At 64.4% G+C, this 11,589-nt stretch carries 12 protein-coding genes and 1 tRNA gene; 9 read left to right on the forward strand and 4 right to left on the reverse strand.

The window, feature by feature from the left end; all coding sequences use genetic code 11:
• Window positions 1-83 precede the first annotated feature (83 nt).
• From proB to rplU, 4 genes are all read right to left on the reverse strand, one after another.
• The gene (proB, locus tag P5W99_RS12910) at window positions 84-1,202 is read right to left on the reverse strand and encodes a glutamate 5-kinase (RefSeq protein WP_421024796.1); all 1,119 of its coding nucleotides are present in this window, start codon (window positions 1,200-1,202) and stop codon (window positions 84-86) included.
• 86 nt (window positions 1,203-1,288) lie between these two features.
• Entirely contained in the window at window positions 1,289-2,398 is a 1,110-nt protein-coding gene (gene cgtA, locus P5W99_RS12915; protein ID WP_421024797.1) for an Obg family GTPase CgtA, read from the reverse strand.
• Between the two features lie 188 nt (window positions 2,399-2,586).
• Entirely contained in the window at window positions 2,587-2,850 is a 264-nt protein-coding gene (gene rpmA / locus P5W99_RS12920; RefSeq protein WP_035532959.1) for a 50S ribosomal protein L27, read from the reverse strand.
• A 26-nt stretch (window positions 2,851-2,876) separates the two neighbouring features.
• Window positions 2,877-3,188, reverse strand: coding sequence for a 50S ribosomal protein L21 (rplU, locus tag P5W99_RS12925; protein WP_004194344.1), 312 nt, complete (start codon window positions 3,186-3,188; stop codon window positions 2,877-2,879).
• Window positions 3,189-3,413: 225 nt separating this feature from the next.
• Here rplU and P5W99_RS12930 point away from each other — a divergent pair, with 225 nt between their 5' ends.
• The 9 genes from P5W99_RS12930 to yacG all read left to right on the forward strand — a co-directional run bounded on the left by P5W99_RS12930 (window position 3,414) and on the right by yacG (window position 11,521).
• A complete protein-coding gene (locus P5W99_RS12930) occupies window positions 3,414-4,406 on the forward strand; it encodes a polyprenyl synthetase family protein (protein WP_421024798.1) in 993 nt (330 codons plus the stop codon).
• Window positions 4,407-4,444: 38 nt separating this feature from the next.
• Window positions 4,445-4,521, forward strand: a tRNA-Pro gene (locus P5W99_RS12935).
• 197 nt (window positions 4,522-4,718) lie between these two features.
• Entirely contained in the window at window positions 4,719-6,044 is a 1,326-nt protein-coding gene (locus P5W99_RS12940; RefSeq protein WP_421024799.1) for an HlyC/CorC family transporter, read from the forward strand.
• A 191-nt stretch (window positions 6,045-6,235) separates the two neighbouring features.
• Complete coding sequence (locus P5W99_RS12945; RefSeq protein ID WP_421024800.1) at window positions 6,236-7,447, forward strand: GspE/PulE family protein; 1,212 nt, start codon at window positions 6,236-6,238, stop codon at window positions 7,445-7,447.
• Window positions 7,444-8,655: a type II secretion system F family protein gene (locus P5W99_RS12950; protein ID WP_434661060.1), complete on the forward strand. Its 1,212-nt coding sequence runs from the start codon at window positions 7,444-7,446 to the stop codon at window positions 8,653-8,655. The genes P5W99_RS12945 and P5W99_RS12950 overlap by 4 nt, the downstream gene beginning before the upstream one ends.
• 80 nt (window positions 8,656-8,735) lie before the next feature.
• Window positions 8,736-9,686: a prepilin peptidase gene (locus P5W99_RS12955; protein ID WP_421025274.1), complete on the forward strand. Its 951-nt coding sequence runs from the start codon at window positions 8,736-8,738 to the stop codon at window positions 9,684-9,686.
• A gap of 12 nt (window positions 9,687-9,698) precedes the next feature.
• On the forward strand, window positions 9,699-10,301 hold the full coding sequence (coaE, locus tag P5W99_RS12960; RefSeq protein ID WP_434661062.1) for a dephospho-CoA kinase: 603 nt from the start codon (window positions 9,699-9,701) through the stop codon (window positions 10,299-10,301).
• A gap of 210 nt (window positions 10,302-10,511) precedes the next feature.
• Complete coding sequence (gene zapD / locus P5W99_RS12965; RefSeq protein ID WP_421024803.1) at window positions 10,512-11,267, forward strand: cell division protein ZapD; 756 nt, start codon at window positions 10,512-10,514, stop codon at window positions 11,265-11,267.
• Window positions 11,268-11,323: 56 nt separating this feature from the next.
• Window positions 11,324-11,521, forward strand: coding sequence for a DNA gyrase inhibitor YacG (yacG, locus tag P5W99_RS12970; RefSeq protein ID WP_035532945.1), 198 nt, complete (start codon window positions 11,324-11,326; stop codon window positions 11,519-11,521).
• Window positions 11,522-11,589 lie beyond the last annotated feature (68 nt).

Here is an 11,589-nt window from a genome sequence, read left to right on the forward strand (position 1 = left end):
GAAAAAAGCCGCAACGGTTGACGACCGCTGCGGCTTTTTGTCATCTCGAGCACGCCCCAGCCATCGGACTGGAGCAAGCGCCTTCAGATCAGTACGAGATTGTCTCGATGAATGAGCTCCGGCTCGAGCATGTAGCCGAGAACGCTCTCGATCTCGCCGCTCGGATGCCGCTGGATGAGCTTTGTTTCGGCGCTGCTGTAATTGGTGAGGCCGCGCGCGACTTCCCGGCCCTCGCCATTCAGACAGGCAATCACTTCGCCGCGCGCGAAAGCGCCCTGCACACCAACCACGCCGATGGGCAAAAGACTCTTGCCGTCCGCCTTGAGCTTCTGCACGGCGCCGTCGTCGATCACCACGTGGCCGCGAACCTGCAGATGATCGGCCATCCATTGCTTGCGCGCGGCCATGCGCGCGGTGCGCGCGATGAGTTGCGTGCCGATCGCCTCGCCCGAGGCCAGCCGCACCAGCACTTCGGCCTCGCGCCCGCTCGCGATCACGGTGTTCGCCCCGCTGTTCGCCGCGCGCTTGGCCGCGAGAATCTTCGTGAGCATGCCGCCGCGGCCGATGCTCGAACCCGCGCCGCCAGCCATCGCCTCGAGCTCCGGCTTGCCCGCATCGGCTTCCTGCACGAGTGTGGCGGACGGATCCTTGCGCGGATCGGCGGTATAGAGGCCGCTCTGGTCGGTGAGAATGATGAGCGCGTCGCCTTCGATCAGGTTCGCCACCAGCGCGCCGAGCGTGTCGTTGTCGCCGAACTTGATTTCGTCGGTGACCACGGTGTCGTTCTCATTGATGATCGGCACCACGCCGAGGCGCAGCAACGTGAGCAGTGTGGAACGCGCGTTCAGATAGCGTTCGCGGTCCGCGAGGTCGGCATGCGTGAGCAGAATCTGCGCCGTGCGGATACCATGCTCGGCAAAACGGCTCTCATAGACTTGCACGAGCCCCATTTGGCCGACCGCGGCAGCGGCCTGCAACTCGTCAATTTCGCGTGGACGCTTCGTCCAGCCAAGACGCTGCATGCCTTCGGCGATCGAGCCGGAACTCACGAGCACGACTTCCTTGCCTTGTTCGCGCAACGCCGCGATTTGCTCGGCCCAGCGGCCGATGGCCGCGTGATCGAGCCCACGACCATCGTTCGTGACCAGGCTCGAACCGACTTTCACTACCAGACGCCGGGAATCGGCGATGACGGAACGCATGCTGCGCTGTCTCCCCAAATGACTGATGATGCGCGAAGTTATCTTGAAGCCGCCGGCGCGGCCTGCGCGCCGGCGGGTACGGCGGTTTATTCCTGCGGCTGCGCTGCGCCCTGATCGCCCTGGCGACCCTCGCGAAAGCGCACGTCGGAAGCGAGGTCTTCGGCCTCGGCAGCGCGGCGCGCGTCCGAATGCGCTGCGGTGTAGTCATACACCGCATAGCAAAGATTCTCACAACCCTGCCCAGTCAGCGCCGAAATTTCGAAAACCGGGCCGTCCCATTCGAAACGCTTCACGAAGTCGGCGATGCGCGCCGCGCGCTCTTCCTCGGGCACCATGTCGAGCTTGTTCAGCACGAGCCAGCGCGGCTTCTCATAGAGCAGTTCGTCGTACTTGCGCAACTCTTCGACGATCGCCTTTGCCTCGGCAACCGGGTCGACGGTTTCGTCGAACGGTGCGAGATCGACAAGATGCAGCAGCAGATTGGTGCGCTGCAGATGGCGCAGGAACTGATGGCCAAGGCCCGCGCCCTCGGCGGCGCCTTCGATCAGGCCCGGAATGTCGGCGATCACGAAGCTCTTGCTTGGGCCCACGCGCACTACACCCAGATTCGGCGCGAGCGTGGTGAACGGGTAGTCGGCGATCTTCGGCTTCGCGTTGGACACCGAGGAAATGAACGTGGACTTGCCCGCATTCGGCATGCCGAGCAGGCCTACGTCGGCCAGCACTTTGAGCTCGAGCTTGAGCATGCGGCGCTCGCCGGGCTTGCCGTCGGTCTTCTGGCGCGGCGCGCGATTCGTGGACGACTTGAAATGCAGGTTGCCGAGGCCGCCCGCGCCGCCCTTTGCGACGATCACGCGCTGGTCGTGCTCGGTCAAGTCGGCGATCAGCTCGCCTGTGTCGAGGTCGGTGATAGTCGTGCCGATGGGCATGCGCAGCGTGATGTCGTCGCCGCCCTTGCCATAACAGTCCGAGCCGCGGCCGTTTTCGCCGTTGCGTGCCAGATGCTTTTTCGTATAGCGGTAGTCGATCAGCGTATTGATGTTGCGGTCAGCGATTGCATAGACGCTGCCGCCTCGCCCGCCGTCACCGCCGTCCGGCCCGCCAAACGGGACGAACTTCTCGCGCCGCATCGACGCGCTGCCATCGCCCCCATCGCCGGCGATGACTTCGATCTTCGCTTCGTCAATGAACTTCATGAGTTACTCCGTCCCGTGAATGTCGTTATTTTGCCCGCGGCGGCCTCACCGGCCAACCTGGCCGAACGGCCAGCGCGACCGGTCAACCCGGCCGAACCGGGTCGAGCGCGCCCCCGGGCAAGCACATAAACAAAAAGCCCCGCAAACTTCGCGGGGCCTTCCTTGCGTCGATTGCGAGCGGCTAGTACTTAGGCCGCTGCCGGGACGACGTTGACCGTGTGCTTGTTCATTGCGCCCTTGGTCGTGAACGAGACGTGGCCGTCGACCAACGCGAAGAGCGTGTGATCCTTGCCGATGCCGACGTTCAGGCCCGGGTGCATGCGCGTGCCGCGCTGGCGAACGATGATGCCGCCGGCGAGGATTGCCTGGCCGCCGTACACCTTGACGCCAAGTCGTTTCGACTCTGAGTCGCGGCCGTTACGTGACGACCCGCCTGCCTTTTTGTGTGCCATTTGTTTGCTCCTTTACCTGCGTGCGCTTACGCGTTGATCGCGTCGATGCGCAGTTCGGTGTAGTTCTGGCGGTGGCCGCCATGCTTCTGGTAGTGCTTCCGGCGACGCATCTTGAAGATGGTCACTTTGGCGTGACGACCGTGCGACACAACGGTGGCCTTGACGGAAGCCCCACTGACCAGCGGCGTACCGAACTGAATCGATTCGCCTTCGCCCACTGCGAGAACCTGGTCGAGCGTGATTTCTGCGTCAATGTCAGCCGGTATCTGTTCTACTTTGAGTTTTTCGCCAACGGCAACCTTGTACTGCTTGCCGCCGGTTTTTATGACCGCGTACATTGAGAACCTCACTCTTCAATAATCCCGGACGCACTGCGCGCCCAGAAACTCTCGATTATACATAGAGTTAGCCGCACGGTCAAAAGGTATTGACACCTCGTCTCTGCGGCCGAACCTGGATCGAATAGAGGGAAGCATCGAGGAAACCCTGGCCAAACGCCAGGGCAGCGTCCGGCGCAGCGCCGATTCGCCTTATAATCCGCGGCACTACCTCTATTTGCCATCATGTCGTCCACCGCCACCCATTCCCCCAGCGCAGCCACCCTGCTCGCGCCCGTTGCCAGTGACATGGAGCAGGTCAACCGTGTCATCCGGCAGAGTCTGGCGTCCGAGGTGATGCTGATCAACCAGATCTCCGAGTACATCATCGGTGCCGGAGGCAAGCGGCTGCGTCCGGCCCTGCTGCTGCTCGTGGCCGGCGCGCTCGGTGACCGTGGTGCCCATCGCCATACGCTCGCGGCTGTCGTCGAGTTCATCCACACGGCCACGTTGCTGCACGACGACGTCGTCGACGAATCCGACCTGCGGCGCGGCCGCCAGACGGCCAACGCCCTGTTCGGCAACGCCGCCAGCGTGCTGGTGGGCGACTACCTGTATTCGCGCTCGTTCGAGATGATGGTGGGCGTGGGCAAAATGCGCGTGATGGAGATCCTCTCGGCGGCCACGACGATTATCTCCGAAGGCGAGGTGCTGCAGCTCCTGAACATGCATGACGCCGACGTCGACACCGGCCGCTACATGCAAGTGATCCGCTACAAGACCGCCAAGCTCTTCGAAGCCGCGGCGCAACTGGGCGCGGTGCTTTCGGGGACGGATGCGCGCACGGAAGAAGCCGCTGCCGAATATGGCCGGCGCATCGGCACGGCGTTCCAGATCATGGACGACTGGCTCGACTACACCGGCACTCCGGAATCGATGGGCAAGAACGCTGGCGACGACCTGCGCGAAGGCAAGCCCACGCTGCCGCTCATCTGGTTGATCGAGCACGGCACGGCCGCTGAAGCGGCGCTCGCGCGCGAGGCAATCGAGCAAGGCGGCACGACGCGCTTCGACGAAATTTTCGCGGCCATCACGCGTTCGGGCGCGCTCGACCATACGCTGCAATGCGCGAAGGCCGAAGCCCAGGCTGCCGCAGCAGCAATTTCGTCATTCCCCCCTTCCATTTACAAAGATAGCCTGCTAGAATTATGTTCTTACTCGACGACGCGCCAGTCTTAATAAGACTAAGACGAAGCAAGTTTGAAGGGTGATTGAAACGGGGTGTAGCTTAGCCTGGTAGAGCGCTACGTTCGGGACGTAGAGGCCGGAGGTTCGAATCCTCTCACCCCGACCAGTTTTCAGAAAAAGACCGTGCACTTGTTGCACGGTCTTTTTTTTCGTCTGCCACAAAGACGCCTGCTCGCGATCAGGCACACTTCGGGCCCGCGTTCGGAAGCCTTATCCCCACGGCCAACGCGGGGCCCGGCGCGCCAGTGCAGCGGCACCCCTCTGCTATAGTTTCCCCATCCTCTCCCCTCACAGTCTCGAAGCGTGGACCACCTCCCTTTATGGGCGCAGATTTGCGCCATTTTCGTCCTGCTCATCTGCTCCAGCTTCTTCTCCATCTCCGAAACGGCGATGATGGCACTCAACCGCCATCGGCTGAAATATCTGGCGAACCACGGCGCGCTAGGCGCCAAGACCACGCAAAACCTGCTCGCACGCACGGACCTGCTGCTCTCGGTCATCCTGATCGGCAATAACCTCTTTAACACCATCATCCCGGTCCTGACCACCTCGATCGCCCTGCACACGTTCGGCCACGACAATCTCGTGCTCTCGGTCGCCACCGGCATCGTGGCGTTCCTCATCATCGTCTTCGCGGAGATCACGCCGAAGATCGTCGGCGCCACCTTCCCAGAGAAAATCGCGCTGCCGGCGAGCCTGCTGATCGCGCCGCTCATGCGCGTGACCAAGCCGGTCATCTGGTTCGTGAACATGTTCGCGAACGCCATCCTGCGCGTGCTGCACATCAACACGAGCAAAGCGCACGAGCAGCGGCTGTCGACCGAAGAGTTGCGCACCATCGTGCTGGAGTCGGGCAGCTTCATGCCCACCAAGCACCGCAGCATCCTCCTGAACCTGTTCGATCTGGAGAACATCACCGTCAACGACGTGATGATCCCGCGCCGGCGCATCGAGGCACTCGACTACGACGCGCCGCTCGAAGACATCCTGCATCAACTCGAAACCTGCTATCACAACAAGCTCGTCGTCTATCAAGGCGACATCGACCGCGTGCTCGGCGTGCTGCACGTGCGCAAGACGCTGGCCGCGCTGCACAACCAGGACTTCGAGCGGGAGACCCTGCGCGAGCTGCTCGCCGAGCCGTACTTCGTGCCGACCGGCACGCCCGTGTTCCAGCAACTTCAGTACTTCCAGGAAAGCCGTCATCGCATCGCGCTCGTTGTGAACGAATATGGCGAGATGGAAGGGCTCGTCACGCCCGAGGACATCATCGAAGAGCTGATCGGCGAGTTCACGACCACCATGCCGCGCAGCGGCACGGGGCGCGGCGGCTGGAACGATCAGGGCGAGTGCATCGTGCCGGGCAGCATGCCCCTGCGCGAACTCAATCGCTGGCTGCATATCAAGCTGCCGACGGATGGACCCAAAACGCTCAACGGCCTCATCCTCGAAGTACTCGAAGAGATTCCCGAGGGCGACGTGTGCGTGCAGATCGGTGACGTGAAGCTCGAAGTGCTGCGCAGCGACGATCAGGCAGTGCGCACGGTCAAGCTCTTCAAACCGGGCACGAAGCCGAATAAAGGCGCGGGCGCGCTGAAAAAAGCCAGGAAGCTGCTGCCGGGACGCTAGCCGTTCGGCTGAATGGCGCGCACTCCTGCGCCAGCCGATGATGAAGCCGTCTCTCGCTCACGGCGGCTTCTGGCCGGCAACCGATGTTTTCCATTCCTGATCGTTTCATCGCACAAGGCACTGCGCGGGTCTGCTCAGCGCTCGCCTCCGATGGCGCGGCCTCTGTCGGCACCGCACGAGCCGGCTTCACCATGCAAACCTCCGCGGCACCCGACGACGCGCCGGCCGTGCGCCTGCTCTCCGAAACGCTGCGCGAAGCCGCACGGCGCAACGCCTCCGATCTGCATGTGGAGCCGCTAGAACACGGCTGGCGCATCCGCCTGCGCATCGATGGCGTATTGCACGAAACCGCGCGACCTCCTGCGCACCTGCGTGACGCGTTCGTCACGCGCATCAAGGTGCTCGCGCGCATGGACATCGCCGAGCGCCGCATTCCCCAGGACGGGCGCCTGCGGCTCGCGCCGCGCGGCGCAACACAGGCGCACGAAGACTACCGGGTGAACTCATTGCCTACGCTGCATGGGGAAAAGCTCGTGCTGCGCCGGCTCGAAGCCTTGCCTGTCGATCTCTCGCTCGCAGCGCTCGGCCTCGACAAAACGCAGCAGCAAACGCTCGATGCGGCAATCAGTGCGCCGCACGGCCTCGTGCTGGTCACAGGTCCGACCGGCAGCGGCAAGACGCTATCGCTCTATTGCTTTCTCCAGATGCTCAACAATGCCTCGCGCAATCTTTGCTCCGTCGAGGATCCTGCGGAAATTCAGCTCGCGGGCATCAATCAGGTCAATGTGCGCGAGAAGGCCGGGCTCACCTTCGCACTGGCGCTGCGCGCGCTGCTGCGCCAGGATCCGGACGTCATCATGATCGGCGAGATTCGCGATGAAGAAACCGCCAGCGTCGCTGTCAAGGCAGCACAGACCGGGCATCTCGTGCTCTCGACCCTCCATACCAACGATGCGCCCGCTGCGGTAGCGCGGCTCATCGACATCGGCGTGGAGCCATATAACCTCGCCGCTGCGTTGCGGCTCGTCACGGCACAGCGGCTCGTGCGGCGCCTGTGTCCGCAATGCCGCGCGAGAGCCGATGAATCGGCGGCGGCGCTTGATGCAGCCGGCCTCGCTTGCAGCCAGGGCGACGACACGCAGAACGAAGCCCAACCCTTTGTCGCGCGCGGCTGCGAGGCGTGTCATGGCATCGGCTACCGGGGACGCATTGGCATTCATGAGGTGATGCCGGTCAGCACTGCCATGCGCGAATTGATCGTCGCGCAACGCAGTGCGCACGAGATCGCGCGCCAGGCTCGCGCGGAAGGCGTCGCTACGCTGCGCGACGCGGCGCTCGCACGTGTGCGCGACGGCACGACAAGCCTCGCCGAAGCGCTCTGCGCAACGGACACTCCATCATGAAGCCCACACCGCCGCCGTCCGACTGGCGCTTCGCATGGCGCGGCCTCGACGCCGCAGGCACGGTGCGAAGCGGCACGTTGATCGCTTTCGACGCGGCGGCGGCACGCGGCGCGCTCCGGCGCGAGCGCATCACCGCGACCGCGCTCGAGCGGCGCGGCCCAGCCCCGCAGCCGCGCGCGAGCCGGGCGGACATCACGCGCTTCACGCGTCAGCTCGCCAGCCTGCTGCGCGCCGGCTTGCCGCTCGCAAACGCACTCGAACTGCTCGCCCAGGCGCCGGGGCCGCGCGGCCTGCCCCGCATCGCCGCCGCGCTCGCGCGCGAGATCACTGCAGGCATGCGCTTTTCCGACTCGCTCGCGCAACACCCTTCCCGGTTCGGTGCGCTCTACTGCCAGCTCGTTGCCGTCGGCGAGGCTTCCGGCGCACTCGCTGCGGTGCTCGCCCGCATTGCCGACGATCGCGAGCGCGCTGCAACGCAGCGCGCCAAGGTGCGCGCGGCGCTTACCTACCCGGTCGCGGTGCTGCTGCTCGCGCTTGCCATTACGACGGCGCTGCTGGTCTGGGTCGTCCCTACCTTCAAGCAGATCTTCGACGGTTTCGGCGCGGCGCTGCCCGCCCCAACGCAATTCGTGCTGATGCTCTCGGCCGCCGCCGCGCGCGGGAGCGGGCCCGCCGCCATCGGTGCCGCCAGCGCCATCTTCGCGCTGCACGCGCTGTTGCGGCGCTCCGAAGCGTCGCGCCTCACGTTCGGGCGCATCGTGCTCGCCCTGCCGCTCGTGGGCGCGCTGCTCACCACGCTGTGCGCCGCACCCTGGAGCCGTGCGCTTGGCACGCTGCTTGCCGCAGGCACGCCGCTAGCCGATGCCTTCGACTCGCTCGCGCATGCAAGCGGCAACGCCTTCTTCGACCACGCAAGCGGGGGTATCAGCGCGCGGCTGCGGCATGGCGAGCGCCTCGCCTCGGCCATGCGTTCAGCAGGCTGCTTTCCGGCCGACGTGATCCAGCCCGTTGCCGTCGCAGAGGAATCGGGTGCGCTCGACGCCATGCTGCTCGACGTGGCCGCGCTCGCAGACCGTCAGGTGGACGAAAAGATCGCGCTCGTCGCGAGCCTGTGCGAGCCGCTCGTGATCGTGGTGCTTGGCGCGCTGGTCGGGGGCCTCGTCGTCGCGATGTATCTTCCCATCATCCAACTCGGCAACGTGGTGTAGCATCGCTGCCAGATTACGGTCCTCCGCCCATGCCAGCCCTCCTTTCGTCTGCCGTCGTCGCCGCGCCTTCATCTTCCATGATGGATTCGACTGTGCCTGTCGCGCCGTTTGCATCGATCGCGTCCGTCGATTCAACCGCATCCTTCGCTGCAACGCTTGGCACACTGCCGCCGGGCGTACTGATGGGCTTCGCGATCGTGATCGGCCTTGTTGTCGGCAGCTTCCTGAATGTGGTCGTGCATCGACTGCCGATCATGCTCGAGCGCGCGTGGCGCGCGGACGCCGCCGAAGCATTCGGCCAGGCATCCGCGAGCGACGAGCCCTGCATGGACTGCAACCCAAACGACGGACTGCCTGCGCGCTACAACCTGTGGCTGCCACGCAGCGCTTGCCCGCATTGCGGTCACGTGTTGCGCGCGTGGGAGAACATCCCCGTCCTGAGCTGGCTCGCGCTGCGCGGCCGCTGTTCGCAGTGCGGCACACGCGTGAGCCTGCGCTACCCGCTGATCGAACTCGCCGGCGCGGCGTGTGCCGCCTCTGCGTTGCTTGCGTTTGGCCCCACGGGCAAGGCACTTGCTGCATTCGCGTTGTGCGCGTCGCTCGTTGCGACGAGCGCCATCGACCTCGAACATCATCTGCTGCCCGACGCGATCACCCTGCCGCTCATCTGGGCCGGGCTGCTCGTGAATCTTGCCGGGACCTTCTCCGATCTGCACGCCGCCGTGATTGGCGCGATAGCGGGCTACCTCGCGCTCTGGTGCGTCTATTGGCTGTTCCGCCTGCTGCGCGGCATCGACGGCATGGGCCACGGCGACTTCAAGCTGCTCGCCGCACTCGGCGCCTGGCTTGGCTGGGCCGCGTTGCCTCAGATCGTCGTGATCGCCGCGGTGACCGGCGCCGTGGTGGGCCTCGCCGCCACCTTGAGCGGACGCATGCGCTTCGAGGAGCCGCTGCCCTTCGGGCCGTATCTCGCCGCCGGCGCACTCGTCACGTTGTTTGCGGGCACGCCGCTTTATGCTGTATTTGTGTAGAGGAATGAATCGATGATTGCGGTTGGCTTGACTGGAGGCATCGGCAGCGGCAAATCCACCGTCGCTGACCTGTTCGCTGCGCGCGGCGTGCCGCTGGTCGATACGGACGTAATCGCGCACCGCATCACCGCGCCGCACGGCATCGCGATGCCCTCGATCGCCTCGCAATTCGGCCCCGAATTCGTCGCAGCAGACGGCTCCATGGACCGAGCACGCATGCGCGCGCTCGTGTTCGGCGATGAATCGGCGCGCAAGCGGCTCGAGGCGATTACGCATCCGCTGATCCGCGCGGAAACTGAACGCGAGACGCGCGAGGCCAAAGGGCCTTATGTAATCGTGGTGGTGCCGCTGCTCGTCGAGTCCGGCAGCTGGAAAACGCGTGTCGATCGCGTTCTGGCCGTGGATTGCAGCGTGGAAACGCAAATCGCGCGCGTGATGAACCGCAACGGCTTCACGCGCGAACAAGTGCTCGCGATCATCGCACGCCAGGCCACGCGCGAAGCGCGCCTCGCGGCCGCCGACGACGTAATCGTCAACGACGGCGCCACGCTGGAAACGCTCGCGCAGGACGTCGAAATACTGCATCAGCGCTACCTCGTACTTTCGCGTGCGTAACGAAGGGTAAAGAAGGGTAAAAGCACTCGCCAAAGCGCACGCGTCGCGCAATGCAGCGGGGCTCGGCGTTTCGCGGCTCAAGCCATGCCCATTCGTCGGAAAAATGCGCTGGATCGGGCGCTTGCACGGACGGCGCGCGATTGCGACCACAGACTCCCGGCATTAGAATGTGCTGCAATCCTTCACCGACCACGTCCGAGGCGAGCCCGCTTGATTCTTTACGAGTATCCCTTCAACGAGCGAATCCGGACGCTGCTGCGCCTCGAAGATCTCTTCGAGCGTTTCACGTTTTTCCTGACCCAGGAGGATCCGAGGGAACATCACGTTGCGCTCACGACGCTCTTCGAAATCGCGGAAGTCGCGGGCCGCGCCGACCTCAAGTCGGACCTCATGAAGGAACTCGAAAGGCAACGTCAGACGCTCGCACCGTTCCGCGGCAATCCCGGCATCGAACAGAACGCGCTCGAAGCCGTCCTTGGCGAAATCGAGCAAACACTCGCGGGCCTCACACAGATGCAGGGCAAAACCGGCCAGCATCTCGCGGACAACGAATGGCTCACCAGCATCCGCAGCCGCGCGATCATTCCGGGCGGCACCTGCAAGTTCGACCTGCCTTCGTATTACGCCTGGCAGCAATTGCATGCCGACCAGCGCCGCCAGGACATCGCCAAGTGGGTCACGCCCCTTTTGCCGCTGCGCGACGCCGCGAGCATCGTGCTGCGCCTTGCGCGCGAGTCCGGCCAGGCATCGAAGGTCATGGCGATGCAAGGCAGCTATCAGCAAATGCTGTCCGGCCGCACGTATCAATTGATGCAGGTTCGCGTGGCACCGGAATTGCACTTCATTCCCGAAGCGAGCGCCAACAAGTACATGCTCTGGGTGCGCTTTACCGTGCAGGACGGCAATTTGCGTCCGCGCGCCGTTGATCAGGATGTGCCGTTTCAGCTCACGCTGTGCAGCCTGTGAATGAATTGCGCGCTTGGTGAAGCGCGCTGTTTTTGCTGTTCTTGCCCATCTAACGAATGATCACTGTCGTCAAATGCCCGACCTGCGGCAAAGATGTCCGCTGGGTGCCGGAAAACCGCTTCCGCCCGTTCTGTTCCGAACGCTGCAAACAGATCGATCTTGGCGCGTGGGCTGCCGAAAAGTACCGGATCGGCGGCAACGAGGACGATACGCCGCCGGACGACGAAGCCCCGCCCACGGACACGCGCCAGTAAGCCCGGGCGGGCCCCGTCGCCAGGTTCATGAAAGCGCCGCGCCCGCGCAGGGCGCAAAAAAAGCCGCT

The sequence above is a fragment of the Paraburkholderia sp. A3BS-1L genome, from assembly GCF_051125215.1.
GTDB lineage: Bacteria > Pseudomonadota > Gammaproteobacteria > Burkholderiales > Burkholderiaceae > Paraburkholderia.